The 26,945-nt window shown below is 33.4% G+C and carries 26 protein-coding genes and 1 tRNA gene; 16 read left to right on the top strand and 11 right to left on the bottom strand.

What is annotated here, in order from left to right:
• The first annotated feature begins 236 nt into the window (after positions 1–236).
• On the top strand, positions 237–851 hold the full coding sequence (gene mepS / locus ACWPWK_RS17130; RefSeq protein WP_100157924.1) for a bifunctional murein DD-endopeptidase/murein LD-carboxypeptidase: 615 nt from the start codon (positions 237–239) through the stop codon (positions 849–851).
• 127 nt (positions 852–978) lie between these two features.
• Here the strand turns inward: mepS and ACWPWK_RS17125 are convergent, their stop codons facing one another.
• From ACWPWK_RS17125 to rsuA, 3 genes are all read right to left on the bottom strand, one after another.
• On the bottom strand, positions 979–1,326 hold the full coding sequence (locus ACWPWK_RS17125) for a YejG family protein (RefSeq protein ID WP_072062745.1): 348 nt from the start codon (positions 1,324–1,326) through the stop codon (positions 979–981).
• 520 nt (positions 1,327–1,846) lie between these two features.
• Complete coding sequence (locus ACWPWK_RS17120; RefSeq protein ID WP_244185041.1) at positions 1,847–3,031, bottom strand: Bcr/CflA family multidrug efflux MFS transporter; 1,185 nt, start codon at positions 3,029–3,031, stop codon at positions 1,847–1,849.
• A 37-nt stretch (positions 3,032–3,068) separates the two neighbouring features.
• Positions 3,069–3,773, bottom strand: a complete 705-nt coding sequence (gene rsuA / locus ACWPWK_RS17115; RefSeq protein WP_100157926.1) for a 16S rRNA pseudouridine(516) synthase RsuA — start codon at positions 3,771–3,773, stop codon at positions 3,069–3,071.
• A gap of 181 nt (positions 3,774–3,954) precedes the next feature.
• Here rsuA and ACWPWK_RS17110 point away from each other — a divergent pair, with 181 nt between their 5' ends.
• Both ACWPWK_RS17110 and rplY read left to right on the top strand, forming a co-directional pair.
• A complete protein-coding gene (locus tag ACWPWK_RS17110) occupies positions 3,955–5,718 on the top strand; it encodes a DEAD/DEAH box helicase (RefSeq protein ID WP_109372853.1) in 1,764 nt (587 codons plus the stop codon).
• 144 nt (positions 5,719–5,862) lie between these two features.
• A complete protein-coding gene (rplY, locus tag ACWPWK_RS17105) occupies positions 5,863–6,147 on the top strand; it encodes a 50S ribosomal protein L25 (RefSeq protein WP_023581385.1) in 285 nt (94 codons plus the stop codon).
• 83 nt (positions 6,148–6,230) lie between these two features.
• Here rplY and yejK read toward each other — a convergent pair whose 3' ends face one another.
• A complete protein-coding gene (gene yejK / locus ACWPWK_RS17100) occupies positions 6,231–7,235 on the bottom strand; it encodes a nucleoid-associated protein YejK (RefSeq protein ID WP_099074944.1) in 1,005 nt (334 codons plus the stop codon).
• A 155-nt stretch (positions 7,236–7,390) separates the two neighbouring features.
• Between yejK and ACWPWK_RS17095 the strand changes: the two genes are divergently transcribed.
• The 8 genes from ACWPWK_RS17095 to ACWPWK_RS17060 all read left to right on the top strand — a co-directional run bounded on the left by ACWPWK_RS17095 (position 7,391) and on the right by ACWPWK_RS17060 (position 13,537).
• Positions 7,391–7,618, top strand: coding sequence for a YejL family protein (locus tag ACWPWK_RS17095; protein ID WP_004247042.1), 228 nt, complete (start codon positions 7,391–7,393; stop codon positions 7,616–7,618).
• Between the two features lie 26 nt (positions 7,619–7,644).
• The gene (gene yejM / locus ACWPWK_RS17090) at positions 7,645–9,381 is read left to right on the top strand and encodes an LPS biosynthesis-modulating metalloenzyme YejM (RefSeq protein WP_109372852.1); all 1,737 of its coding nucleotides are present in this window, start codon (positions 7,645–7,647) and stop codon (positions 9,379–9,381) included.
• Between the two features lie 86 nt (positions 9,382–9,467).
• Positions 9,468–9,544, top strand: a tRNA-Pro gene (locus ACWPWK_RS17085).
• Positions 9,545–9,758: 214 nt separating this feature from the next.
• Positions 9,759–10,013, top strand: a complete 255-nt coding sequence (locus ACWPWK_RS17080) for a hypothetical protein (protein WP_109372851.1) — start codon at positions 9,759–9,761, stop codon at positions 10,011–10,013.
• A 49-nt stretch (positions 10,014–10,062) separates the two neighbouring features.
• Positions 10,063–10,632, top strand: a complete 570-nt coding sequence (locus ACWPWK_RS17075) for a serine acetyltransferase (RefSeq protein WP_109372812.1) — start codon at positions 10,063–10,065, stop codon at positions 10,630–10,632.
• Between the two features lie 545 nt (positions 10,633–11,177).
• Positions 11,178–12,290: a site-specific integrase gene (locus ACWPWK_RS17070; protein WP_109372810.1), complete on the top strand. Its 1,113-nt coding sequence runs from the start codon at positions 11,178–11,180 to the stop codon at positions 12,288–12,290.
• 12 nt (positions 12,291–12,302) lie between these two features.
• Positions 12,303–12,821 (top strand): ClbS/DfsB family four-helix bundle protein, encoded by a 519-nt coding sequence (locus ACWPWK_RS17065; RefSeq protein ID WP_109372809.1) that lies wholly within the window; start codon positions 12,303–12,305, stop codon positions 12,819–12,821.
• Between the two features lie 200 nt (positions 12,822–13,021).
• Positions 13,022–13,537: a DUF1543 domain-containing protein gene (locus ACWPWK_RS17060; RefSeq protein WP_109372808.1), complete on the top strand. Its 516-nt coding sequence runs from the start codon at positions 13,022–13,024 to the stop codon at positions 13,535–13,537.
• A 143-nt stretch (positions 13,538–13,680) separates the two neighbouring features.
• On the opposite strand, the gene ACWPWK_RS17055 is transcribed toward ACWPWK_RS17060, so the two are convergent.
• Both ACWPWK_RS17055 and ACWPWK_RS17050 read right to left on the bottom strand, forming a co-directional pair.
• Complete coding sequence (locus tag ACWPWK_RS17055; protein WP_088493237.1) at positions 13,681–13,860, bottom strand: hypothetical protein; 180 nt, start codon at positions 13,858–13,860, stop codon at positions 13,681–13,683.
• Positions 13,861–14,082: 222 nt separating this feature from the next.
• Complete coding sequence (locus tag ACWPWK_RS17050) at positions 14,083–15,018, bottom strand: 5'-nucleotidase (RefSeq protein WP_109372807.1); 936 nt, start codon at positions 15,016–15,018, stop codon at positions 14,083–14,085.
• A gap of 221 nt (positions 15,019–15,239) precedes the next feature.
• On the opposite strand from ACWPWK_RS17050, the gene ACWPWK_RS17045 reads away from it, so the two are divergent.
• The 3 genes from ACWPWK_RS17045 (at position 15,240) to ACWPWK_RS17035 (ending at position 18,573) form a co-directional block, all read left to right on the top strand.
• Entirely contained in the window at positions 15,240–15,401 is a 162-nt protein-coding gene (locus ACWPWK_RS17045; protein WP_167392491.1) for a hypothetical protein, read from the top strand.
• A 388-nt stretch (positions 15,402–15,789) separates the two neighbouring features.
• The gene (locus tag ACWPWK_RS17040; protein WP_109372806.1) at positions 15,790–17,211 is read left to right on the top strand and encodes an SMI1/KNR4 family protein; all 1,422 of its coding nucleotides are present in this window, start codon (positions 15,790–15,792) and stop codon (positions 17,209–17,211) included.
• 1,050 nt (positions 17,212–18,261) lie between these two features.
• On the top strand, positions 18,262–18,573 hold the full coding sequence (locus ACWPWK_RS17035) for a hypothetical protein (RefSeq protein WP_109372805.1): 312 nt from the start codon (positions 18,262–18,264) through the stop codon (positions 18,571–18,573).
• Positions 18,574–18,999: 426 nt separating this feature from the next.
• Here ACWPWK_RS17035 and lpxL read toward each other — a convergent pair whose 3' ends face one another.
• The 4 genes from lpxL to ACWPWK_RS17015 form a co-directional block, all read right to left on the bottom strand.
• The gene (gene lpxL, locus ACWPWK_RS17030) at positions 19,000–19,929 is read right to left on the bottom strand and encodes an LpxL/LpxP family Kdo(2)-lipid IV(A) lauroyl/palmitoleoyl acyltransferase (protein WP_109372804.1); all 930 of its coding nucleotides are present in this window, start codon (positions 19,927–19,929) and stop codon (positions 19,000–19,002) included.
• Positions 19,930–20,379: 450 nt separating this feature from the next.
• A complete protein-coding gene (cspE, locus tag ACWPWK_RS17025) occupies positions 20,380–20,592 on the bottom strand; it encodes a transcription antiterminator/RNA stability regulator CspE (protein ID WP_006537332.1) in 213 nt (70 codons plus the stop codon).
• Between the two features lie 396 nt (positions 20,593–20,988).
• The gene (locus ACWPWK_RS17020; protein ID WP_109372958.1) at positions 20,989–21,846 is read right to left on the bottom strand and encodes an alpha/beta fold hydrolase; all 858 of its coding nucleotides are present in this window, start codon (positions 21,844–21,846) and stop codon (positions 20,989–20,991) included.
• A gap of 437 nt (positions 21,847–22,283) precedes the next feature.
• A complete protein-coding gene (locus ACWPWK_RS17015; protein WP_109372803.1) occupies positions 22,284–22,616 on the bottom strand; it encodes an MliC family protein in 333 nt (110 codons plus the stop codon).
• A gap of 379 nt (positions 22,617–22,995) precedes the next feature.
• Between ACWPWK_RS17015 and ACWPWK_RS17010 the strand changes: the two genes are divergently transcribed.
• Positions 22,996–23,892 carry an AraC family transcriptional regulator gene (locus ACWPWK_RS17010; protein WP_109372802.1) on the top strand — a complete coding sequence of 299 codons (897 nt, stop codon included), beginning with the start codon at positions 22,996–22,998 and terminating at the stop codon, positions 23,890–23,892.
• A 79-nt stretch (positions 23,893–23,971) separates the two neighbouring features.
• Here ACWPWK_RS17010 and ACWPWK_RS17005 read toward each other — a convergent pair whose 3' ends face one another.
• Positions 23,972–25,468, bottom strand: coding sequence for a C69 family dipeptidase (locus ACWPWK_RS17005; RefSeq protein WP_109372801.1), 1,497 nt, complete (start codon positions 25,466–25,468; stop codon positions 23,972–23,974).
• A 527-nt stretch (positions 25,469–25,995) separates the two neighbouring features.
• Between ACWPWK_RS17005 and ACWPWK_RS17000 the strand changes: the two genes are divergently transcribed.
• Positions 25,996–26,928, top strand: coding sequence for a LysR family transcriptional regulator (locus ACWPWK_RS17000; protein WP_109372800.1), 933 nt, complete (start codon positions 25,996–25,998; stop codon positions 26,926–26,928).
• Positions 26,929–26,945: the final 17 nt, after the last annotated feature.

Raw genomic sequence — 26,945 nt, 5'->3', positions numbered from 1 at the left:
TTTATTATCTAATGTTTTGTAAATTAAGCGCCTTTTCTCTCGCCATTTAGCCCCTCTTTCTGTACACTTTTCTGGTTTCTTCATTATTTATTGTTTAATGTGGATATTTACGTGCTTTAGAGCACGTTTTTCGCGAAATAGGGTTGCCAGAGTTAAATTACACTATATTCTCTGGTTATTTGGTGAATAATTCATGTGCGCTTCTGCACGTAAGGATGTAAGGGAAATCTGTCACAATGAGAACAAAACCGTATATGAGAATGCTTAAGCTCATACCGGCGTTCATTGTTGTAGCTACGCTATCAGCATGTAGCTCACAGAACGCAAATTCACGCTTAGCGAATTCAAGCACTACCCCACTTAATACATCATCAAGCACATCTATTTCCCAAGCATCACAAGATGAATTTGAATCATTGGTGAAGAATCTCGATATAAAATCTAAGATACTTGACCAATATGCAGACTGGAAAGGCGTCGCTTATCGTTTAGGTGGAGATACTAAAAAAGGTATCGACTGTTCCGCCTTTGTACAAAGAACCTTTCTTGACCAATTCGGTGTAGAACTTCCTCGCTCAACCTCAGACCAACAGTTCTCTGGTACTCAGGTTAATAAATCAAAATTACAAGCAGGCGATCTCGTTCTATTCAAAACAGGCCGTACTATGCGCCATGTTGGAATTTACATCGGTAATGATAAATTTGTACATGCATCCACCAGCAATGGTGTAACAGTGTCAGAAATGTCTAATGTCTACTGGAACAAACGTTTTTATGCAGCAAGACGTGTTATTGACAAAAATGACGCAGCGCTTGTTGAAAACAACCTTTCGCAAAATGTATTAAGATAATTAATTCCCTTATATCTTATTGCAATAAAAAAGCCTCATTAAAATAAATAATGAGGCTTTTTTTATATTCTTTGACCATGCTTAAACCGCACAGTAACTACATTGGTTTTATAACATTAAATAGGCGTTATAAATAAGAATATGCCGTTGGGAATGGCTCTGCAATAGCGACACCCGCGTTTTTTAAGCAACATAATGCAGCACATTCATCGTCGCTATGAAGGAAAAGGCAAGGAGCTCCATCCCACTCAATCACAACGCTATCAATATGGAGATTACTCAGATACTGACGCAAATTCTGTATTGCTTCATCCAGTGTCATACCATCATGACTTAATAATTTTAAGCCAATTAGCGTATTTTGCTTTCCAGCATCATTTTCGGGCAGTATTTCTACTCTTGTGCCTGCAAAGCCTGCTAGCCACCGATAACTCAGCGGCAGCTTATGAACTACCGAAAGTTGTACATTATCCACAAATCAATCCTGTTTCATCAACACGTTAATTTAATACATCATCAATACGAGTTTGAACTGACTTGCTCACACGCATATTAGAACTTTGTTAATCATAGAACATAAATATTACAATTGCTTTACAAAAAAAGCGAAGAGACGTATCAAACCATTCGTTTAGCTTAGTGTTTGCAGATATTCATGCCTGCAATGCTTAATCTCTTCAATTATTCTTCCATTTATTTAACATTTTATCAACCATATAAAATAATTGTATAAAATATTACGCATTCAAGTAAAACAATCCATCAATTTTTATCACGATACTTCATATCAACAAAACAATAATAGATGATTATTAAAATAAATTTTACTTAATTTAACAAAAAAACAACATCAAGTATTGATTCAAATCAAAAAATCACACTAATTTGAAACGATTCATGAAATACAGCAGAGGAAAATGTGGTGTTTTTAGAGGAAATAGAGACAGGAAAAGAGGAGCACGCTATAAATTTCTGTTATTTATAGCGTGATGTTCTTATTTATAACGACGAGCAAGCAAAATAAACCCCATAGCAAACAGTACACAGAATGCCATAGAGCTTACCATTGGCCATTCTGATTTTGCTGGTAGCATAGCAATAGCCGTTCCAACTAACGCACCAACACCAAAACGCACTGTTCCTGCGAGAGAAGAAACCGTTCCTGCCATATGGGGATAGTCATCAAGAATAACGGCCATCGCATTCGATGTGATCATAGCGATCCCGCCCACATACATTGCTACACCCACAACAAGGAAATAGAAATGTAAATTAAGAGCGACCACCAGCAATAAAAAGATCCCCATAAGACATTGAATAGTTAATCCTAGGCGTAACATATTCAACGCACCAAATCGACGAACATATCGCCCATTAATGCTTGTCATCACAATTAAGAAGATGATATTAAAACCAAAATATAATCCAAATTGATCAAAGGGAATACCATGCAATTCGATGTAGACAAAAGGGCCAGCACTAAGAAATGAAAACATGCCAGCAAAAGAAAAACCTGAAGCCAAAATATAGCAGAGGACACGACGTGTTCTAAACAGACTAATAAATTGGCTAAATGTCACTCTTAAGCTAAAGCGTTGGCGACGCTCTTTTGGTAATGTTTCTGGAATATAAAAAGCAATTAATGCAGATGCAATCACGGCGGCTATCGCGATACTCCAGAAAATAGCATGCCATGAAAACCAATTCATCACCCAAGCACCTAATAGTGGCGCTAATAAAGGTGCGATAGTCATAACAAGTGCAACAAAAGACATACTCCTAGAAAAATCATCTCTAGAGAACATATCTCTCATCAATGCATTAATAACAACACTTGCCGCAGCTGCTGCAAAACCATGTAAAAAGCGCATGCCAATTAACATATCTATTGATTCAGATAATGCACATGCACTAGAGGCAAAAGCAAAAACAATTACGCCGCCCAAAATGACAGGCTTACGTCCCAAACTATCAGCCATAGGACCATAGACTAATTGTCCAATAGCAAAACCAAAAATATAGATACTTAATGTCATTTGTACTTTGCCACTAGGTACACCAAAATCTTGTGCAATAGTTGGTAAACTTGGCAAATACATATCTATAGCCAATGGCATAAGCATGGAAATCAGTCCCAGTATTAAAATGAGACTAAGGTACGACGAACGTTGCTGTTGCACGCAGATAAACTCCCAAAAACGACAGGATAAATAATAATTATTGAGGTAGGTGAATGCTGTTGATCTCTTCTTCTGTTAATGGACGATATTCGCCCTCAGCTAAAGTCTCATCTAATGTAATATCACCAATACGCTCACGATGTAATGCACTTACATGATTACCCACTGCCGCAAACATACGTTTTACTTGGTGGTATTTGCCTTCACTAATAGTAAGTTTGACTTCTGTTGGCGTAATAATTTCTAACGTGGCGGGTTTTGTTAGGTCTTTTTCACCGTTGAGTTGAACACCCTTTTGGAATTGTTCAGCAACACCCTCTCCAATCGGTTCTTCTAACGTAACCAGATAGGTTTTCTCACAATGATGTTTTGGTGCCGTAATACGATGTGACCATTGACCATTATCCGTTAATAAAACAAGTCCTGTTGTATCAATATCTAAACGCCCAGCAGCATGTAATTTATGAGCCAAAGGTTCATCAATAAAATAGAGGATAGTTGGATTAACTGGATCGTCTGTTGAACATACATAGCCAATTGGCTTATTCAACATAAAGTAGCGAGGCCCTAAAATTTGAGTTAAGACATTACCGTCGTAAGCTACTTCTTGCTCTGGTGCAATTTTGGTTGAACCGCTTTTCACCATTTCGCCATCAATTGTTACAAGCCCTGCTCTTAATTCACGAAGGATCAAGCTACGGCTAATACCCAATTGCTGGGATAAAAATTTATCTAATCGCATGAATTTCTCTGAAAAATGGAAGAATACCATCTGATATGAGGTATCTATTAAAAATGAATATTAACAATAAAACAACTAATTAATTTATAAATAAACTATCACGCTCTTTACTCCTCCCTTATTCGCGCTACCTATAAAAAAATGTTACGCTGACGCCTCGTTTGATTTCTTATGCAGAGTTATGGCTTTTACACTCAGACCTTATCAACTTGACGCTGTTAATGCGACAATCTCTTATTTTCGCCAACACAATACACCTGCGGTAATTGTATTACCTACTGGCGCAGGGAAAAGTTTAGTGATTGCAGAACTCGCTAAAAGAGCACGCGGACGTGTATTGGTGTTAGCACACGTAAAAGAGTTAGTAGAACAGAACCATAGCAAATATGAGGCTTATGGTCTATCTGCAGATATTTTTGCTGCTGGCTTACAACAAAAAGAGAGTAGCGGGAAAGTTGTTTTTGGTAGTGTGCAATCTGTTGCCCGTAATTTATCGCGGTTTAGTGATACTTTTTCTCTTCTTATTATTGATGAATGCCATCGCATTAGTTTGTCTGAAGATAGCCAATATCAGCAAGTCATTAAACAATTGCAATCTATTAATCCACAATTACGTATCTTAGGATTAACTGCAACACCTTATCGTTTACCTACAGGTTGGATTTATCAATATCATTATCACGGTATGATCAGAGGCGATGAAAACTGCTTTTTCCGCGATTGTATCTATGAATTGCCTTTGCGCTATATGATAAGCAATCATTTTTTAGTTCCACCAACTCGCCTAGATATGCCTATATTGCAATACGACTTTAGCCAAGTAAGAACAAGCCAAAATGGGATATTTAATGAGGAAGATCTAAACCGTGAAATAAAGAGACAAAAACGTATTACGCCTCATATTGTCGCTCAAATTATTGAATATGCGCAAAATTGCCGAGGAGTAATGATATTTGCGGCGACAGTTGAACATGCAAAAGAGATCCTTTCTCTTTTACCACAAGATGAAGCAGCATTAGTCAGTGCGGATACCCCCTCTTATGAACGTGATGATCTTATTACCCGTTTTAAACAGCAACAATTACGTTATATGGTCAATGTTGCCGTACTAACAACAGGTTTTGATGCACCTCATGTTGATTTAATTGCTATCTTACGCCCCACTGAGTCTGTGAGTTTATACCAACAAATTGTAGGACGGGGATTAAGATTATTTGCAGGAAAAACAGAATGCCTGATTTTAGATTATGCAGGTAATCCTCATGATCTCTATCTACCCGAAGTTGGTACTAAAAAACCCAATCCAAATAGTCAGCCGGTACAAGTTTTTTGTCCTATTTGCCAATTTGCCAATACCTTTTGGGGAATTGTAGATGCTGATGGGGATATCATTGAACACTATGGTCGCCGTTGCCAAGGTTGGGAACTCAATGAACAAGGGCAAAAACAGCAATGTGAATTTCGTTTCCGCTTTAAATTGTGTCCTCATTGTAATGAAGAAAATGATATTGCAGCACGTCGCTGTGTTCATTGCGATGAGATCTTGGTTGATCCTGATGATATGCTCAAAGCGGCATTAAAACTCAAAGGGGCATTAGTTCTACGCTGTGGTGGAATGCAATTTAAGCCAGGAAATGATGTTAAAGGTGAATGGTTAGAAATTAATTATTACGATGAAGAAGGCACGTCTGTCTCTGAACGTTTTCGATTAACCACCCCAGCTCAACGAAAAGTATTTGAATTAAAATTTTTACGTGAACATCAACGCGCACCAGGTGTTCCTTTTGTTTGGCATAATGCCAACGACATTATTAAACAGTTTGATTTGTTACGTCACCCCGACTTTATTGTCGCCCATAAAGGTAAAAAAGAGAGCTTCTGGAAGATAAGAAATAAGATTTTTGACTATGCAGGCCGCTACCGAAAAGCAGATACCTTGTATTAATCTGGATTTATATTTGCTGTTAGAGGACTTTTTCGTTAAAATGCGCCCCGCTTTATCTATTTTTAGATAAACCAAATCTCGAGCTTGTTGCTGGGTCGCCTGTAACAAGTATGTATTTTCTTTCTTTTTTATAAGAGAAAAAAGATGTTAACTATCAAAGCAACTGTACGTAAAGAGCAGGGTAAGGGTGCGAGCCGCCGCCTGCGTGTGGCTAACCGTTTTCCTGCTATCGTTTATGGCGGAAATGAAGAGCCAATCGCTATCGATTTAGATCACAACGAAGTTATCAACCAAGAACACAAATCAGAATTCTATTCAGATTTCGTAAACCTGGTTATCGATGGCAAAGAAACTAAAGTTAAAGTTAAAGCAGTGCAACGTCACGAGTATAAACCAAAAATTACTCATATCGACTTCCTGCGCGCTTAATAAGCCACCCTTCGAGCTTTATTTTTCGGGACGCCGAGCATATAACGCCACTTAATGTGGCGTTATTTGTTTCTACTATTTAATTATTTTTCTGATGCTCTACGTTGTAGCTGATCACGTAAATTAGGCGGTGTACCTTTAATGGTGAGCGTGTCTGTTGCTGGATCCCAGAATATTCTCTCCCCTAATAATTTCGCATCAAAATTCACAGTTAATCCACCACCACTTCCTGAGTACTTCATCAGTTGACGTAACGTACTGCGATCTGCGGGGAATGTTTCAGCTAACTCATAGCCTTTTTCTTCAGTAAATTGAGCAAAGTTTTGATCGCCCAAAGACGGTAATTCTTCGGCAAGCTCTGTTAAGGCAATTTCTTCGCCCGATTGTAATTGCTCGTTACAGTAGCTATATACTTGCTCACGACAAGTTTGACGCTCTTGCTTGCCCATTTCTGAGGCTTCACAAAAATCGTCAACCGCTTGTAATAAGCCTTTATTTTGAACTTTAGCGTTTAAACCTTCTTGAGCACCTAAAAAGTCCATAAAGAAGTCAGAGACTTTACGTCCAACACGACCTTTTAAAAATGTTAAATAACGTAAAGAGTCAGGAGCCGTTTCCCACTCAGTTAAATCGATACGAGCAATAATGTCTGCATGAGGAATATCTAAATAGCGCGTTGATGACACATCAAGGCTGTCATTTACCCACATACTGTTACAACTACTAAGTACAGCAATTAAAAGGTAATCCACCGCTAAATAGCGATAGTGGCAAAATAGAACGGTGCCACCTTCTGCAAAAGGATATTTTGCTAATTCATCTTTTAGTCTCACGGTTGCTGCTCGTGAAAAACCTAAAAAGTTTTCTTCGCCTTTACGCTGTAAGCGCAGCGCTTCTGCTAATTCACTTTCTTCATTAAACAGACCATAAGCTTTACTTTTTGCACTGTATACACGATGCAACTCTTCAATCATCTCCTGAACAACGGGTTCAATTTCTAAGAGTGAATCACGTAGCACAACTTCTAATGTCTGCTCATCTCGCTTAATAAGTTGATGCAAAACTAATTGGTTAATATCTAGACTCATGGTCGTCCTCTTCTATTGCGTCTCTTTCTCGTGCGCGTATTCAAACACTCCCTACTTTCAGTATCAAGGGAAAATTAATTAATTTAATAGCGGAAAAAGGCCTAGTAATACGGTAATATATAGCGTTTTATTCATTTAGTAGGAATTCAGATTTTATGCCACAAAAATCCCGTTATAGTGATGAACAAGTTGAGCAATTACTTGCAGAACTTGTCAGCGTTCTTGAAAAACATCATACTCCTACAGATCTTTCTTTGATGGTGTTGGGGAACATGGTGACAAACTTAATCAATACAAGTATTGCCCCTGCTCAACGAATGCTGATTGCTGATTCTTTTGTTCACGCCTTGCGTGCTTCAATTGATGAAGGCAATATTCACTAATAAACATAGAAAAATTATTTATAGACATGGTAACGAGACCTCAGTCCTATCGTGAAAAAGTATCCCAAATGATCAGTTGGGGTCACTGGTTTGCGCTATTTAATATTATTCTAAGCTTACTGCTTGGGAGCCGTTACCTGTTTATTTCTGATTGGCCTGCAACTTTTGCTGGTCGTTTTTACGCTATTGTGAGTTGGATGGGACATTTTAGTTTTATTGTCTTTGCTATCTATATACTCATCCTTTTCCCTCTCACCTTCGTAGTGGTTTCTCAACGGCTACTTAGAGTTATTTCCTGTGCCCTTGCCAGTGCTGGATTAACTATCCTTATTTTTGATATCGCCGTTTACCAGCAATTTCAACTCCATTTGACTCAACTTGTTTGGGATCTTGTAATTAATCCAGATGAAGGTGAAATGGCGCGTGAATGGCAACTTATCTTTATTGGCATTCCCATCATTTTTCTTATTGAAATGCTTTTTGCAACATGGAGTTGGCAAAAATTACGTAGCTTAAATCGCCAACGTTGGGGTAAACCATTAGCTGGTGTCTTTATTACTTGCTTTATATTATCTCACTCTATGTCAATTTGGGCTGATGCTAACTTCTATCGCCCAATCACCATGCAACGAGCTAATTTACCGCTATCGTATCCAATGACGGCGCGTAAATTCCTTGAACGTCATGGTTTTATTAATCAATCAGAATATGAGCAACGTGTTATCAGTGAAGGTAATCCAGCAGCACAAGGGATCACCTATCCTCTTGCTCCATTAATCTATGCCAAGGATACCTATTCTTATAACTTGCTGGTGGTTGTCATCGATGGTTTAGGTAACGAAGAAGTGCCAGAATTACCAAGCCTGCAACAGTTTGCACAGAATAATCTTTATTTTTCAAAGCATTATTCATCAGGCATTAATAATGATACTGCATTATTTGGCCTATTTTATGGTATTTCACCTTCTTATTTAGACAGTGTATTAAGTAGCAGAAAAAACTCTGCACTTTTCAATGCACTAAGTTATCGGAACTACCAATTAGCAATGTTTTCAACTAATGGTTTCCAAACACCACTGTTTAAACAAGCTGTACTATCAGATTTCTCCCTCCCAACATCACGCAGTGGTGATAACAATGCCACAATTGATAGTTGGAGCAATTGGCTGATCAAAAACAGCCAAACAACCCCTTGGTTCTCTTTCTTACAAATTAATGGTCACACCAATAATGCGTCTCAACGCACCACATTAAATGATCAACTTGAGACAATATTTAAGACATTACAAGAAACCAAAGTGCTAGATAATACTGTTGTAGTTGTCACTTCTAGCTATCATCAAGACAACAATAATAAGCAGATTAATCAATGGCTTTCAAATAAGACCACCTTTAATTTAAGCCAGTCACAAGTGCCATTGATGATACATTGGCCAAATATGACGCCACAGGTTATTGATCGAATGACAAGCCATCAAGATATTATGACAACCTTGATGCAGCATGTTTTACATGTCATAAGTCCAGCTGATAACTATTCACAAGGTGAAGATTTATTCGCAAGCACCCGTAATCATCCATGGATTTTTACAGGTGATGAAGAAGCATTTGTCGTCTTTTTACAAGATAATACTTTGTTGATAGATAAGAATGGCCGGTATGCTTTATTTGATAAATCAGGACAAGAGATCAGCTCTGCAAAACCTGATTTAAAATTATTACTGCAAGTTCTGGCTGAGCAGAAGCGTTTTATTGAACGCTAGCACTATTAAGTGACGTATAAAATTACGTCACTTAATTAGCAAAGGGTTGCTTTAGCAGTCAAAAACAGTAATATACAGAGCACAAACGGCATGTAGCGCAGCCTGGTAGCGCACTGTCATGGGGTGTCAGGGGTCGTAGGTTCAAATCCTATCATGCCGACCAAAATTCCTTAGAAAAACCAACCGCTTATGGTTGGTTTTTTTATGCCTAGAATTTGCGCGGGGTAAAATAGGGGTAAAACTGGGGTAAAACGACGACAAATCACCTCTCAAAATCCCCCTTTCTTTAGCTCATAAAATTGCCCTTTTCTCCTTGCTATTCTGTTCGTTACCTTATATAAAATACTGTATAAAAACACAGTTAAATAGGCGATACCATGATTAAACTCGAAATCAATAATGCGGAATATATTGCTCAGTTAGAAGAGGCTCGTTTATCAGCAGACAACCCTTATGGTTATCTGTTTATGGACATTATCTTTTCTGATCCAAGGTTTGATGAGAATACGTTTGAAATGAAGAACGTTAGACGGGAGCCAATGAGAACCTATATGACAGAGGATGTGGCAAGGGATTTGTTTGAGAAGTTAGAGCAATTTCTATATAGTAAAAATACTGTACATAACTCTTAAGAACATAAATACAATTAATTTATATAAAAATTTATTTTGGAATACAGCAATGGATAGTTATGACTACACTAGTTACAGATTTTTAAAGCAATGTTTATCTGTCGAAGTGATTAAATCCAATGATAAAAAGTTTTCATGGCGTAGAGCTATGTTAAGAAGTTATAAGTGCCATGATAGGCGTTTTATTTTTTGGTGGAGGATTGCCAGTTTCTTACATCATAAAACTCATTCAAAACTCGCAAATTATATAAATCGAAAGATATCTTTAAAATATGGAGCTGAAATTAATTTAAATGCAAAAATAAAACCAGGGATATCATTTGCCCATTTATCTGGCGTCATTATCACAGGTCTAGCTACAATTGGTGAAAATTGCCACATTAGACAAAACACAACAATAGGTGTTGGTGGTTCTCGATATTCTGAAATCAAAGATAAGAGATTCATTATTATTGGTGATAACGTTGAAATCGGTGCCCATTCATGCATTATTGGTAATACACTTACCATTGGTAACAACGTTATCATAGGTGCGATGTCTTTTATAAACAAAGATATTCCAGATAATTGCACTTGTTATACAAAAAAAGAAAACATACTAATTATCAATAACGCATAACTTATTATAAGAAAGATGATACTCCATAAAAAAGCATCATCTTTCTAAATTAAATAAATTTGGTTTTAATTAAATCAAATATAGTTTCTTAATCGTCATTGTGGTTGCAACAATATATATTCTTGTTCCATTCTTTGTTGTTTTCATTCTAGTCCATTTATCACCATTATTTATAGTGACAAGAAGATTATCCGCAGGTATACGGATCTCTGTTAATCCAATTTCATTCCTATCCGATAACATATATAAAGAACGGCCTCGAATATCATAATTGACCTTAACTGAATTTCCGTCATTCAAAGTATCATTATAAATCTCACCAACCCAATTTTTAGGTATATATCGATATCACTCTCAGCTTTTTTGTAACGATAATTTGAAATAGGTTCTATTCCAGATAATAAAACCATAAAAAAATGGGTAGAAGCTGGCTTATTAAAAGGCAAAATCGTTGATTGTTCTGTTTGGATATATTCATCAGAACGTTGGGGTATCGAGTCTGTTATTTCTTCATATATCAATAAGTTAATAAGGGCTTCGTGATCATGGCCAGTAGACAAAGAAGAGAGGAGTTTAGGCATCTACCTGACTTCCTTTATTTTGATAAATCAGTTAAACAATATCGCCTTACATTAACTAATGGTTTAAGAAAATGCATTGGTGCAGATAAAGTAAAAGCTATCGCAATAGCCAGAGAATACAACAATATTATGCGACCAGAAAAATGTGTTTCTGTTAACTCATTAATTATTGACTCGGGAGGACAATATGGGGAGGCTCTCCCTCTTTCAGAACATTTAAATAAGTTATTTTTGCGGATCACGAATGATGAGAAACCATCAGACAGTACACTTAGTAACTGGGTTAATGACTTAGAAAGAATTAAGATCTTTTTTAAAGATATCCCCACAAATGAAATCTCACTGGAACATGTAAATGGCTATATTAATGAATATCATGCCGATGCTTCTGCTAATGTACAAAATCGTAAGGTAAGCTTTCTAAAGAAAATTTTTAGTTATGCAATGGGTGAATCTCTTATGTTCGATAACCCAGCTGAACGTAAGAAAATGAAAAGAGTCGATGGGAAAAAACGTAGAAGATTATCTTATGATGATTTTCCTAAAATTAGGGCGTCCGCGGAACCTTGGTTAAGAACAGCAATGGATCTGGCATTGCAGACGACACAAGCAAGGCTTGAAGTATCACGCATAAAATATAATATCAAAGCCCCAAAAGAAGGCATATGTGGGTGTTTATGGTATGAAGAACCTTTAAATGGAATATACGGGATGATTTATATTCACAGGCAAAAAGTGCAACATAAAGAGGCATCTCATATTGCGATCCCCATAGGCAAAGCACTTAAGGAAATCATCGATAATAGCCGTGACAATGTGGCAAGCCCTTATATTGTGCATAGACTACCTACTCGTATTCCAAATAAGGTGAGTAAAGAAGTTAATCATCCAACACAAGTTGCACCTGATTACCTTAGCCGTGCATTTTCAGCGTTACGTGGTCAAGTGGGTGTTCCCAGTCATTTACCTTTAGATGAAAGACCAACCTTTCATGAAATAAGAGCATTAGCAACCTTTATGTTTAAACAACGAGGCTTTGATCCACGAGCTCGAATGGCTCACAGCTATTTTAATTAGATGGAAGTTCTTATGAGTGTACCACAAACAAAAGTTGAACTACTTTTAGCTATTGATAAAAATTTCAATAAATTAATTAGTTATCTTGATGTAATCCCGATAGAAACTACTTCGGAACGCTCAATGGATGGGCACGCCAAAGGAACCAAAATGAGTGTTCGTGATCTTGTTTCGTATTTGCTCGGATGGAATTCTCTTGTTGTAAAATGGATCACATCTGATGCCAAAGGTTTACCTATCGATTTTCCAGACACTAGTTATAAATGGAACCAACTTGGTCTTCTTGCTCAAAAATTTTACTCAGATTACAGTGAGTTAAATTATGACTCGTTAATAGCTGAACTTCGGGCTGTAAAAAATGAAATTGTGGCGCTTATTGATGAGCGAACTGATGATGTTTTGTATGGTAAACCATGGTACAAAAAATGGACGATGGGTCGAATGATCTCATTTAACACATCTTCACCTTATGCCAACGCTAATGGGAGATTAAAAAAGTGGGCAAGAAATAATAATATCAATTTAAAGTAAGTATTAGCGTCAAAATTACACGCAGTATTTAAAAACAGATTGCCCTTATAACTATAAGGAAGGTTTTTCTAATTATGATCAAGCACTAATACTCAACATTCACGCTCATGATCTTATCTATTGTTTCATTTTACACTTGCTCCTAAAATGGCTATATAATAAATTACATATCGATAACAAAATAAAAAGTTGGAAAAGCAATGAAGTTATTTATGTTCTACATTGGTGGTAATGCCGGTAAGTCAAATATTGAAGTTCACGATATCCAATTTGTTGTGGCAGAAAAACCTACAGATGCTTGGGCTGCGTTAAGAGAAGCATGGTTTGGAGATAAAGACAAAGTACATATTGATGGTTATGCAGAAATCACTTGGGTTGATGGATTTAATATCACTCTTAGTGATAAACCTAGCGATAGTAACGATAATTTATATTTTGTTAATGTGGGAGGCTATCATCCATCAAATCTCGCTGAATTGCATGAATTTGATTTATTTGTTGCTAAATCAGCGAATGAAGCTAAAGAGAAGGCCATTGCGACCCTTTTAGTAAATAGTCTGCAACAACATAAAGACAATTTAAAAGATGTTGATGATTGCATTTTATTAAGCAAAATCGGTAATTTTTACATTCATTTAATACCAAATAATTCGGGTGAACATTTCAAACCTTTATGGCAAGGTTATCAACCTATTGGTATTGAAAAGACTCAATAATAATTTTTACTGCGCTGTTATTTTTCAGCGTAGTAAATTTCATAAGTTACGCAATCATCAACTTGTTTTTAAATATGTATCAATTTAAAAAATATTGATATCTACATTTAAAATGATCCCATATTACTTGCTTAGTATTGCTATTATTTAAAATTCATTAATTTCTTAAAATAAAAACCTTTTTTAGTTTTTGGGAATTTATTTCCATAATATATTTTTCGCTCATAATCTCGGCCAGCATAGTGATTATCACCATAAAATTGACCATATAATGCAGTTTTAGGGCACACTTCGTCAGAAAAAAATCTATGATTATTATCCACTTCAATTTTCCTTCTTTAAATTAAATTTAAGACCTCTTGAAATTAATTATAAATATTTATCATTTATAATTTTTAGTAGTTATTTAATACCTACCATACTACTTTTATAAAATAGATCCAGTTTCTAATAAAGTTATTATTTAAATTAAAGGAAAAACATAATTAGACAAAATAAAAATTGAGTGTATGCTATATATCAGACACTCAATAATTAAATACTTATTATTTATTATCTATTTTTCTATTTGCTATTCCAAAAGGAATATGGACAGAAGGTAATTCAGATGATGATTTTAAATGCAGCTTTTGATCATCAAAGAATATATGAGGTTTTAGAATTCTCAAAACATTGGCTTTCTCTACTCCCCCCATAAAAAAGGCTTCATTAACAGAAATTCCCCATGTTCTCATCGTATTAATAACACGTTTATGAGATGGTGCATTACGCGCAGTAACAATAGAGATCTTAAGCAATGGAATATATGTAGGATCTTGTTTTACTTTTTCTAATTCTAATTTTTGAATATCAGAAATACGCAGTAAAAATTTTTTTAATGGCCCAGGATTATGAGGAACATCAACCATTTTAGCTTCATGCATGTGAAATTGAGACAACTCCCCTGAAGTTTTATAAATAACTTCTGCTTCATCATCAGCGATCACACCATCAAAGTCGAACGCAATTCTTAATTCATCGGCATCATCATCATTAACATGGCCTTCTAATATCTGTCCTGCTGGATAATTTGCATTAATTGCTTGTAAAACATCGTCATGATCAGCAGATAAAAATAACTCAATATCAAATGCTGGAATATAAATATGAGGTGATTTTCCTTGAAGAAATACGGCTCGGGTGATCCCTAGCTTATAATGTTCAATAGAATTCATCACTCTTAATCCAGTATCGGGATCATTTCTAGATAACAAAATAACTTCAACGAGTGGATCGTCAGGTCTAATATTATTTAGCTTCAAAAGCCGACTAATAAAAGGAAATGCAACACCTCTATTTAGAGATACATCCTGCATTTTATGTTGATATTTTCGATAAGCTTCCTCTCCTTGTGTGCGAAAAATATTATCTGATTCTTTTAAATCAAATAATGCACTAGAGGAAAGCCCTATGACTAATCTCTTCGTTAAATCATATGCCATCGCCAAAATCCTCTATTAGTTCCTTTTATTATTCATAATATCACTCTTTTAAGAGAGCGAAGATAAGAAAACTTATGCAAAAAAGCAGATAAAATCGTAGTATTTACCTAAACATAAGCACTTTACCATCAAATCACACACTTTAAATAATATTGATTATCATTTGCATTTAAATAATATCCTTATTATTGTTATGACTACAATTCATAAGGAGAAAATTCATGGTTAAGAAAACGATACATTTACGCTCTCAGCATTTTAAAGATTTAGTCAATAAAATGAAAAAAATGAATGCTGTTAAGAATACGATAAACACTAAATCAGAAAGTAGTGATCTTGTTGTTATTAATAATAAAATTCCAACTTTAGTTTCTATAAAGTAAGATAATTTATTGACTTTTAGTGTGAATAAATAATAACCGCAACTTTCTTAGGGTTGACACATCAAATGATAATGATTATCTTTTATCTCGTGAATAGTTGAGTATTTTACTCAGTTTCTCACAACGACATTGCTCACATTGCTTCTAGTATTTATTGACCAACTCTCCTAGCGTTGGTCTTTTTTTTATCTGTATTATTCCATAACCCACTTAACCCTAAATGGAGGACATACTTTCCTTCAAAATACTATTATCTTGTTAAAGCTAAAATAGTTTATAGTGAATCTAACGTAAGATAGTAATATTGTATTTGGTTATCAATATATAAAAAGGATCATAAAATCAATACGTTATAATTAAACCATATCATCAATAGGGATTTTAAATCATGGGTTTTATTTCCACCATCATTGGAAAAAATAAAGAGCTAACACCAAAGCAGCAATGGGAACAACTTAATAAAAAATATGCAGATAATCCTATCGAGCGTATCCGTAAGAAATTAGTACTAGCAACTAGTATTGATCATGAATATAAGGAGTTTGGTGCTGACAATCATAAATATCAACTAAGCTCTCCACTCTCAATAGAGAAAGTTAACCAGCTACAAGCAAAGGCTGGATGTGAATTTCCCGAAGATTATATCGCCTTTGTAACTCAAATTGGCAATGGTGGTACAGGCTCTTATGGTGGTGCAGGCCCTTACTATGGCCTATATGCTTTTGATGACGCAATAGATAGAAATGGTGTACAAAATTGTGCATTACCCTGCTTACTTAAACCTAAAATGAATATTGATGAGTGGAAAGCACTTTGTCATGTCCCCGAAGACTGTAGTGATGAAGACTTTGATATTATTTGCGATAGAATTCATCAAGGTACGCTTTATTTAGGTACTTGTGGATGTGAATACGATCTTTTATTAGTGGTCAATGGTAAATATAAAGGTCATATTTTATATACATCTGATTGGGTTAATTCAGATACTCCTTACATATTTTCCTATGAAACTTCATTTACACAGTGGTACGAACGTTGGTTAGATGAAGTGATTTTAGGCTATGATACAAGCTGGTTTGGTCATCGAATGGGAGGTAATGAAGAAACGTTACTTCATTTTGCCAAAAATAATAAAGATATTACAAAAAAAATTAGTGCTATCAACTCATTAACTAAGTTACCTGAATTATCCAACAGCAGTTTATATTTTCTAGAACAACAACTGCAAACTGAAGATATTGAGTTATATAAAGTTTCGTTAAATGTTTTAGCCTCTTATTTTAAAGAACAAGCATTGCCTTATATTCAGCAAGCTTTAGTTGCTCCATTTGATGAAAAAACAGACATTGTTATTCCTATTATTTACTTTAAATATAGAGATCAATGTTCTCTTTTCAAAGATAACCTTTTCCCAATTCTTAAAGTAACGAATAGCGAAGATACATTGCGTTTTATCGGTTACTCTTTGGCCGAATTAAAAGCTGTTTTAGTTGAAGATTTCCAACCCTTCTTTACTCACTCAAACGTAGAAATAATAAGAAGTGCAATTTATGCAGCTTCTCATGATCTTAATTTAAAAGATAAAACATCAGCATTTTATGAACTCGCAATCTCCGAAAATGAAGAGATCTGCTTAGGTGCAATTCAGGCATTATCGAGCTCAAATTACATCGATAGTGAGTTGTTACCTTATTTACAACAAGCTTGGAAAATGTATCCCAAAGAAATAAATCCTTATATACGCAACAATATCTTTTCTTATATTGCGAAGGCATATCAGAACAATGAAATTGATGTAACAAAATGGTAACTAACAGATAAATATACATTTTTCTTTAATTTTTTTTAAATAGACAATAATAAGATCTTATTATTGTCTATTTTTAATTCCAATCTCATTATAAATAAGCATATTGTTATTCTAACCAACGAAGTAAATTATCAAAATTTTCAACTAAATGTATGCAAACTTTATAGTTAAACCAAGATGATTTCAGTTTATATCATTTAGCCTCACTGTTAAGTGAAAATTAAAATCAAATAAAATCAAATAATTAAATAGAAAAAATCAAACAAAATTTAATTTTTTCAGAAAATTATTCCAACTCTTCACTTTATTCTTATTATTTCTTTTTAAAGTTTGTTACAGATTGATATCTTTTTCCCTTACTATTGGTTTCAGTATTTCATCACTGATAGATATTTAATTTTTCCCCCGCCTCGTGCGGGGATATTTTTATCTCAATTATCCTCTTAAGATGCTCAATCGCTAAACTCTCACTATTTTCAAACTAAACGTGCTTTCCTGTTTTTTTCCATAGCACAAACATATTATGCTTGTTATATCTTTTGCAATGGACAATTACCTATAATTTACTTCCCTTCAATATCAAGTTCTATCTTATCTATTTAAAAGCCATCGAATAAAGATGGTTTTTTTATTCTTAATAACCATTTCTTTGTAATACTTTGACAAATTTTTTTGAACTCTGAAATTACTCATTTTATAAGTTTTCTATTTTAACGACAAAATGTATCACTAAAAAATTAAGTAACTTAACTAATATCAAAAAAAGTTAACTTATTAACAAAAATAATCAAAAATAAATTTAATCCTTAAGTTTCAAGTAATTATATAAATAACAATCAATTTATATTAATAGTTGTGTACTGCAAAAATCATAAATTCATTCATAAATCTTTATCTATCTGTCATTAACTATCAAGATTTTTTACAGATTGATATATTTTTTTCCTCTAATATTTCTTCCATCAACTCGGTACGAAAAGATATTTATTCATCGTACACAGAAAAAAAATCAAGAAATTAACCAAAGAAAGAATATTTGAGAAATATAAAATGAAAAAGAATTTTATTATCGGAACTTGTTTAGCACTTTTATTATCAACTCCAACTATGGCAAATAATAATAAAGTAATCGGTTCAGGAACAATTACATTTACAGGTTCAATTGTAGAGGGGAATTGTATGACCGACTCAGTAGGAAATACTTTTAAAGCAAATTGTTGGAATGGAACTGAAATGGAAGAAACTTTACATAAAATCGAACCCAATAAAATGTTTAATGCTCAATTAGGTGAAAATAAAGGTTCAATGAGCATAAATTGGATCAAAGAAAATGTAGGAATAATGGATATTGTATACAATTAATATAGTAAGTTTAAAATCCTATATTTTTAATAAACATTAAATTCTATCAAATAGAAATAATATTTATTATTAAATAACGAGTATATATTTTCCAAGAGTTAGAATTCATTATTATATAAATGGTATTCTCTATTATGGTTATAATATATTAGGCAGATATAGTTTATTTCTATATCTGCTAACTCTGTTTTAACTTATTTATAAAATTTTTTATCTTCTTATCTTTGCTTTGTATCCCCTATCTTTATCTTCCAAATCCATACAAATATTAGGGTTGACAATTCAAATGATAATGATTATCTTTTACCTTGTGAATAGTTGAGTGTTTTACTTGGTTTTTCACAACGACATTGCTCACATTGCTTCCAGTATTTACTGTGACCAACACATCATGTGTTGGTCTTTTTTTATATAATATATTCATAATTAATTATAAAAACTGGCTTCACCTGCTGGTCGAGTTTTAAAACGGCGGTGAGCCCATAAATATTGATCTGGTGCTCGCATAATTTCGGTTTCAATCAACTTATTCATTCTATCTGTGTCATTTTGAATATCTTCAGAAGGATAATTAATCAATTCTTTACCAATGATTAAACTGTATTTTTTACCTTTCTGATTTTCATTTCTGACCAAAGTAACAGTTAAAGAAGGTGCCCCTGATAGTTTTGCTAATATAGCAACTCCTTTTGAAGTTGATGTTTTTTCAACAGAAAAGAATGGAGAAAATGTTGTACCTTTTAAACCAAAATCTTGGTCAGGAGCAAACCAAATTGCCTTCCCTTTTTTTAACTCCATAACCATAAACTTTAAGTTGCGTCTATCTATCATGCCCTTATCTGAACGGCATCTTGCTTTAGTTTGGATAAACTCCATCGCTTTATTATTATGTGGTCTATACATCGCATTCACAGGAAAACAGAGCCCCATAATGCGCCCACCCAGCTCTAGAGACATAGAGTGGATACCAATTAATAAAATTCCAGCTTTTTTATCATTTGCATCAGTAAAATTGGAGATCCCTTGTACTTCAAAGAGATTTTTTAATCGGCGGTCACTCCAAAACCACGCCATGCCCGTTTCAAATAATGCGACACCTAGTGACGATAAATTATCCATAACAAGCTTGTTAATTTCATTTTCATCTTTATTAGGGAAACATAATTCTAAATTTTTCTTTATGATCGAGACTCTTCTTTTGACAAAGAAACGAGATAACAACCCAAGATATTTACCTAAAAAAAGTAACCAAGCATAAGGAAGTTGTACTAATAAAAAAAGAATAAAGACACCAAACCAAGTTAAGATATATTTTGGATGTAATAGATGCAATGAGAAAACATTTTTAGCGTACACAAGTTTGTCCTTTAGGAACTAAAAAGCATTTAAGCCACATTAAATTAGACAGCAATTGTTTAAGATAAGTCACTAAATATTAATTTAATTTTTATCTTAAATTATTTTTATGATTTATCTGATATTTTTTATTCTAATAAAGTTTTTTTCTTTCTTTTGATTGAGAAGGCAATGTCTTAATGCCTTTATTTTGCCATTATAAGAATTAATTTATCCATTAATTTATTTATCTGTAAAAATTATTAGGCATTAAAGTAAATAACTTTATAGAATTTTAAATAATTTACATTAAATACTTACATAACTTTAATAAAACTATTTTTTATACGCTTTAATAAATATACTTCAAATTTAAATAATACTAGAAATTGATATAAAAAAACCCCACCGAAGTGAGGTTTTTTAGATCTTACTTGTATCCATATTGCATTAAGCAATATATACAGTAAATTACAGAGCGATTACGTTCGCTGCTGCTGGTCCTTTAGCGCCATTTTCGATAGAAAATGAAACTTCTTGGCCTTCTTTCAGAGATTTGAAGCTATCGCTTTGGATCGCTGAAAAGTGTACGAATACGTCTTTGCTACCGTCTTTAGGAGTGATAAAGCCAAAACCTTTATCATCGTTAAACCATTTTACTGTACCAGTCATTGTATTAGACATAAGATTTCCTTTAATTAATTATTTTGCCATAAGGCATTGTTTGCGGTTTGATTTCGGATTTTTACTTATGGTCACTATTTGAAGGAATTCGCAACGAAGAGGTATCATGGATAACGCTAAACGGTGAACTACTTAAAACTGCACTAACATAAATAGGTCTGTACTTCCAAACCAGTGGCGCTATTAAGTCATATAATTCATTTTATAGCAAATTATTTTCATCTTTATTTTAAAAAAACTTTTCACCCGTCAAATTAGAAAATAATTATAAGATAAAAATAATTATCTATTTTACCTATCTCATTATTTTAATTTAAGAACATGAATAAAAAAGTAGATACTGTTATTTTTTTAAGATAACCAGTATCTACTCTATCATTAATGTACTACATCACCTTAATCAGCTAGTTCTAATAAAATTTCTTCTGTTTTCGTCCATAGAAGTGAACCGCCTTCTTCAGGCCATAAATGCCGCTCAGCATTAGGAAAACGTTGAAATAATAAATCCCCAAAGTCTGGAGAATGAACTGTACTAGTATCTTTCATACCATACCATAAGGTTGTTGGTGTCTTTATTTCTTCAGGTGAAAATCCCCAAGGTTGCATAGTAATCAGCAAATCTTGAGTATATCCATCATTGCCTTGTTTAAAGGCTTTTACCATACATTCTTGATAAACTGGGAGAAAATCAATTGATTTATAAATAGCCAAATCAACATCGGCACTATAATTTAGAATAAAATCCATTAACCACTTGGCTGTTATATTTTGCTTAATCCAACTGGTTAACGAATCTGGTGATCCAACAGCTTGACGTTGCATATTAACAACATCATCTGTTAGCTTATTTTGTGTATCTGGATAGTCAAATTGATCTTGTCCTGCGACAATAAGTAATTTATCAACATGACAATAAACACAAAGAGCCATAGCAAAAACAGCACCTTGTGAAAACCCCATTACATTAATATTTTTAATACGAAGATGATCTAATAAAAATAAAATATCTTTAGAAAAAGATTTTAACGACTTTTGAGGATCAAAGGTGGAATCGCCTAATCCAGGGCGAGTGGGTGTAATCAACCGAATATTAAGCTTATTTAAAAGGTCAACTTCGACTCCTAATAAACCACTCATACCTGCACCAGTACAAAATAATACTGGCTTACCTTGCTCTGGACCTGATTCATACCACGTTAAAATTCTATTATCTGGTAATGATACATTATATTTTCTTGAGTTTTTAATTTTCATTAAATTTTGTCTTTTATTAATTTTTGATAACACATTACCTGCCAATTTGCACAGCAATGTCTATTTTTAAGTTTTGCTTTTAAAAATTAATGTTGAGACTAGCTAAGGGTAAGATTTCATATAAACTCGCAATAAATTTTGTTTCGTTGCAGATAAGTGGATAAACCTAAATTTATTTTTTGTTTTAAAAAATAAAAATAAGTAGATTTCATACTAATCTCTATTAGTATAATCAAATTAGCCGTAATAGGTAAGAGTCCTACCATTGATCACCACAGTGAAAATCACAATAACACTGTCTTTATAAATGATTTATTTCCTATGCCCAATTTATTTGTGTGATAAAAAATGCGTTATTATTTTATCGATACTAATCGTTTTTATTTTCAATTTTTACTATATTTATTTAATTTTTTTATTTATGACTCACTTCTACGTTATTTTACTAATTTACAAGTACGTCCTTTATCTTCAGCAACACGTCCATTTACTGCATCATCTTCTGAAATCGTTGCTAAATTAAACTCACCTTTGCCTTTACCCCAAATTTGGAAATTCTCACCAACATAACGAGCACCACTAGCCGCAATAGCTTCTTTTAAAACAATAATTTCATCGCTGTAATACATAACAGCTAGCTGTTCAGTAGGGAAAGAAACCCTGATTTTTTGGCCTTCACAGTTATAAGTATCCGTTTTAGCTGCCAAAGCAGGAGCTGTTATTAATGAAGAAACTAATGCAATAGCAGAAATAGAAAAAAACTTATTCATTTACATCTCCTAAAATAACCAAGTAAGATTTTACTAATTAATTTAGGCTAGGCTTTATCTTTTAAATATAAAATAGGATATCTCCGCATTTTTTAAGACTAAAAATATATATGAATATTTTAATTTAAGATTAATTTTAATAAAAAGTCATCAATCATTGATGAGTGAGTTAAAATGCAACCTTTTAATTAAAATTAATTTTAATTAAAACAAATTACAATACATAACTTTACATTAATATCTGTCTATTTTACTTTATTCAGTGTAATTATCACTATACGATATGCTACTATCCTAGAACATATAAATTTATTGTAGTTCAATAAATTAAGTCGATCTTATTGAAAAATATCGATAGAGAAAAAGAATAGGAATATTCATGCTTCAAGAGAATGTTGTTAAAGATATTATTGTTTGGATTGAGCAAAATCTTGATTCAAGCTTATCACTGGATATTGTTGCTGAAAAATCAGGTTATACAAAATGGCATTTTCAGCGTTTATTTAAAGCATATACAGGAATATCTTTAGGAAAATACATACTCGCCCGCCGTTTATCTTGCGGTGCTTATGCTTTACGCATAACGCGTTGTAGCCTGCTTGATATTTCATTGAAATATCGGTTTGACTCTCAACAAACATTTTGTCGCGCATTTAAAAAACAGTTTAATATTACGCCTTCCGAATACAGAAAAAAGCCGGGTTGGGATATTAGTGAGCTGATTTTCCCTGCACTAGAAACTGTTGAACTTAGTGCTAAATATGAAGTCGTTACCTTTCCTTCCTTAAAATTAGCGGGTATGTCTCACCAATACAACAAACCTGTTTCAACGTGGAATTCAGACAAGAAAAAATTTAGAAAGGAATTTTGGCGTAAATTTTTAAAGGACCTACATACAATACCCACAGAGCTATATGCAATGCATCGAGCATCTGCGAGTACATTAGAAGATACGATGTACATTTATAGTACCGCCGTTGATAAAGAAAAATTATCAACAACATCTAATCTATCGTCAATGTCACAATTAGAATTACCTAGTGGTAATTACTTAGCAATTACTTTTGATATGGATGAAATTTTAGACTCATTAACAGGTTACGATGATATTATTTACACGGTATATACTAAAGTATTACCAAAAATGAATTTATTACGTAGGCCTGGCCCTGATATTGAACAATATACGCTGAAAAAATCTATGAGTTACGATAAATTACTTGAACAAAGTGAACAATACTTACAAAAAATTAGCTACTATATTCCTGTTCTTTAATAAGTTTTATCTACAAAAAAGATCCCAATAGAATTGGGATCTTTCTATTAAAATAGATATCTAAAATACTTCTCTTCTATCAATCTTTCTTAGACTTATTAGCAAAGAAAATATCGTCTTGAATATCTTTTGTTCTTACTGTAAACAATTCATTCATTAAGTTTTCAGTTAATTTTTCAGCATCTGTCATGACTCGTAGATTAAATTCATTAAGCATTTTATCTGCACCAGTTTTATCTGTTTTCACCATAGTGAGATATTTAGCTTCCATTTCTTTTTGCTCTAATGCAGTTTTTGCTTCCCACTCTTGATAAGCTTTTTTCACTATTGGTGCGAGTTTTGGATAATCTGTCATTACTAATGTTTGTAACTTACGATATTTCCAGTAAATAGAATCATTATCTGCTTGATTGCTTCCTATTCCATAATGTTGCGGATAAGCTTTTAATCCACTGTAATACGGAACAAATGCAGTTAAATCCGCCATACCTAATCCTACATAAGTGACTTCTCCTATTGCTTGAGGAAGTTCTGGACGGACTTGCATGACATGCGCTTCATAAGTTCTAAATACACTAATTGGGCGCCATGGCTCTTTACCATTTAATCCATTGGTATATGGGTCGTGCTCTGTTCCTTCAAAGTGATTACGTAACATCGCTTTAGCTTCTTCAACAGATACTTTTTTCTCTGGCGTTAATAAAGGTGCGAAATTACGACCATCATCCACAGCTTGTTTTAATGATGGATTAAATTGTTGCTGGATAATCCATACTCGCGGATCATTATAAGTACGATCTCGTTCGTCATCTCGTGTATAAGCCTTTGAAAAATTAAATGCCCCTTCTTTTTCAGGATTATAAAGCCCTTTTTCAACAGCAAATTCCACGAGATTTTTAGAGCCTAAAACATCATTACTATTAATATCATAGTGTTGTAATCGACCTTGGTTTCCTGTTGCAAAGTATTTATCTTTAGGTAATTTTTGTGCGATCCAATGATGTCCAGTTCCAGTTTCTAAATACCAAAGCTCATTTTTATCAACAACAGCAACACCAAATCCTTCACCAGCACCTTGCTTTTCAATAATACTACCTAATAATTCCACGGCTTCACGAGCTGTTTTTGCTCTTGAAAGCAGGACATCTGGAATATCATCTTCAGTTATCCCAGTTTCTTCAACATAGGGATCAAAAGAGAGTGCTTTAGGTGAAGCAAAAATAGATTCAGTACCACTGACACCCACACCCAGTTCATTAAATCCCGTTGCACCGTGAAGTTGTGTTTTCCAATTCGGTACAGTGGTATAGCGTAATGAATTCTTAGGTAATGGATATGTAAAATTATTAGCACCGTTATGTTCTTTGGTACTGTAAATACCCGTTTGATTCGATTTAGCAGGATGAATAACAAAATGTTGTGCTTTTAATGCATCACTATCTGCGCTACGAGCAATAATCAACGAACCATCATTTGTTGCTTCACTTCCTGCTAACAACGTTGTACAGGCTAAAGCTGAAGAAACTAATGCAATATTAACGGATAAGGCAATAATACCCTTTTTGAATAAAGACATAAAACTCCCCATTTGCTTGTTATTTATAATTTGTAGATCAATTAAGTATCTTTTTAGAGTCAAAATAAAAAACCAGATAGATAATTTGATGCAAAATATTAACAATGAAAAAGCGTGGGTTTCCGTGATTTATATCTCAATGACCATTATATTTTAAAATAAAAACATTAATTATATGCATCATATTAATATTAATAAGATTTATTAAAAGATTCATTTAAAATACAAATAAAAGGAAAAATAATTTGTTATTAACAACCTTTTATTATGTGATTAAAAATTACGTTATTTATAAAAACAGTTTTTGATATTAAAGATAATAACGATATATTGCATACCATAACAACCTTTGTTAATTGTTTTATATTGCGATAAATAAAAGCATCTGTAATACCCTAACAAGAGGTTTTATATGAGTTATCCTTATCTTTTTGCTCTATAAATTTTCTATCATCGCTATTATTTAATAATCAACTTATTAACTGTATAATCTAACACAAGATAAACTGACTAAAACAAAAAACACAATGGCAATTAATATAAAAAGAACTTCTTGGTCAGTAGGATGGGCAACTTTACGTGACCTTGAAATTATACAAACCGTGATTGATCAGGGAAGTGTCACTAATGCAGCTGAGCAGCTAGGTATTTCTCAACCAGCGGTAAGCCAGACATTAAATCAGATCGAGAAACGTTGTGGTAAAAAGTTATTCACTCGTGAAAATAATAAATTAATACCAAACTCTGATGCCTTATTGCTTTATGAAGAAATCGCCAATATCGCTGAATCTTTCAGCCGATTAAGCCATTTTCATCATCAAGAAAAAAAACGGAGTCTAAGAATTCTAGTTCCACCAACATTAGCCTATGGTTTTATCAATCAGGTCACTGCTCTGTTTATCAAAACATATCAAATTAATGTCCACTTAGAAATATCTAGAAGTGAGCAACTACTTTCTTTAATTGCAAAAGAACAAGCTGATATTGTTATTACTGATAATATGACCATTAATAGCAATTATAATTTGACTCAAATTCCGATGAGAGAAACTCAAATTATTTGTGCAATCCCTAAAACACATGAGCTATGTACAAAAAATATCATTACACCTGATGATTTACATGAACAATCTTTTATTGCTTTAGTTAAAAATAATATTGGTCGTACAGTTATTGATCGAGCACTCAATAAATCAAAATCTAAGCCCAATATTATTGCTGAAGTTTCTGATCAAAACACAGCAATGACATTTGTAAAAAATGGGTTAGGAGTGAGTTTAATTAATTCATTTCCTATTATTGAAACAGAAGATATTGTTTATCGAGAATTCACACCCACTATTACGAGTAATATCTTTTTTTTCACCTCGAAAAAGACCGAGCATGAGACACAGCTCTATATTGAGTTTATTAAAGAGCATCAACCAGAAGCCTCTTTATTTTCAATTCCAATTAAATAAACACTAAGGTCTTATTC

It is taken from the genome of Proteus sp. Marseille-Q3619 (assembly GCF_965283115.1).
Note: the sequence above shows the minus strand (reverse complement) of the source record. Positions and strands in the feature narration are given on the sequence as shown.

Bases quoted from the DNA above. Each gene is read 5' to 3' on its own strand.
- ACWPWK_RS17070 (WP_109372810.1), top strand. From the start codon at position 11,178: ATGGCCAGTAGACAAAGAAGAGAGGAGTTTAGGCATCTACCTGACTTC.
- ACWPWK_RS17000 (WP_109372800.1), top strand. From the start codon at position 25,996: ATGGCAATTAATATAAAAAGAACTTCTTGGTCAGTAGGATGGGCAACT.
- ACWPWK_RS17060 (WP_109372808.1), top strand. From the start codon at position 13,022: ATGAAGTTATTTATGTTCTACATTGGTGGTAATGCCGGTAAGTCAAAT.
- ACWPWK_RS17005 (WP_109372801.1), bottom strand. From the start codon at position 25,468: ATGTCTTTATTCAAAAAGGGTATTATTGCCTTATCCGTTAATATTGCA.
- ACWPWK_RS17040 (WP_109372806.1), top strand. From the start codon at position 15,790: ATGGGTTTTATTTCCACCATCATTGGAAAAAATAAAGAGCTAACACCA.
- ACWPWK_RS17110 (WP_109372853.1), top strand. From the start codon at position 3,955: ATGGCTTTTACACTCAGACCTTATCAACTTGACGCTGTTAATGCGACA.
- ACWPWK_RS17020 (WP_109372958.1), bottom strand. From the start codon at position 21,846: ATGAAAATTAAAAACTCAAGAAAATATAATGTATCATTACCAGATAAT.
- ACWPWK_RS17010 (WP_109372802.1), top strand. From the start codon at position 22,996: ATGCTTCAAGAGAATGTTGTTAAAGATATTATTGTTTGGATTGAGCAA.
- ACWPWK_RS17075 (WP_109372812.1), top strand. From the start codon at position 10,063: ATGGATAGTTATGACTACACTAGTTACAGATTTTTAAAGCAATGTTTA.
- ACWPWK_RS17065 (WP_109372809.1), top strand. From the start codon at position 12,303: ATGAGTGTACCACAAACAAAAGTTGAACTACTTTTAGCTATTGATAAA.
- rplY (WP_023581385.1), top strand. From the start codon at position 5,863: ATGTTAACTATCAAAGCAACTGTACGTAAAGAGCAGGGTAAGGGTGCG.
- ACWPWK_RS17080 (WP_109372851.1), top strand. From the start codon at position 9,759: ATGATTAAACTCGAAATCAATAATGCGGAATATATTGCTCAGTTAGAA.
- yejK (WP_099074944.1), bottom strand. From the start codon at position 7,235: ATGAGTCTAGATATTAACCAATTAGTTTTGCATCAACTTATTAAGCGA.
- ACWPWK_RS17035 (WP_109372805.1), top strand. From the start codon at position 18,262: ATGAAAAAGAATTTTATTATCGGAACTTGTTTAGCACTTTTATTATCA.
- ACWPWK_RS17095 (WP_004247042.1), top strand. From the start codon at position 7,391: ATGCCACAAAAATCCCGTTATAGTGATGAACAAGTTGAGCAATTACTT.
- ACWPWK_RS17050 (WP_109372807.1), bottom strand. From the start codon at position 15,018: ATGGCATATGATTTAACGAAGAGATTAGTCATAGGGCTTTCCTCTAGT.
- ACWPWK_RS17045 (WP_167392491.1), top strand. From the start codon at position 15,240: ATGGTTAAGAAAACGATACATTTACGCTCTCAGCATTTTAAAGATTTA.
- yejM (WP_109372852.1), top strand. From the start codon at position 7,645: ATGGTAACGAGACCTCAGTCCTATCGTGAAAAAGTATCCCAAATGATC.
- rsuA (WP_100157926.1), bottom strand. From the start codon at position 3,773: ATGCGATTAGATAAATTTTTATCCCAGCAATTGGGTATTAGCCGTAGC.
- cspE (WP_006537332.1), bottom strand. From the start codon at position 20,592: ATGTCTAATACAATGACTGGTACAGTAAAATGGTTTAACGATGATAAA.
- ACWPWK_RS17015 (WP_109372803.1), bottom strand. From the start codon at position 22,616: ATGAATAAGTTTTTTTCTATTTCTGCTATTGCATTAGTTTCTTCATTA.
- mepS (WP_100157924.1), top strand. From the start codon at position 237: ATGAGAACAAAACCGTATATGAGAATGCTTAAGCTCATACCGGCGTTC.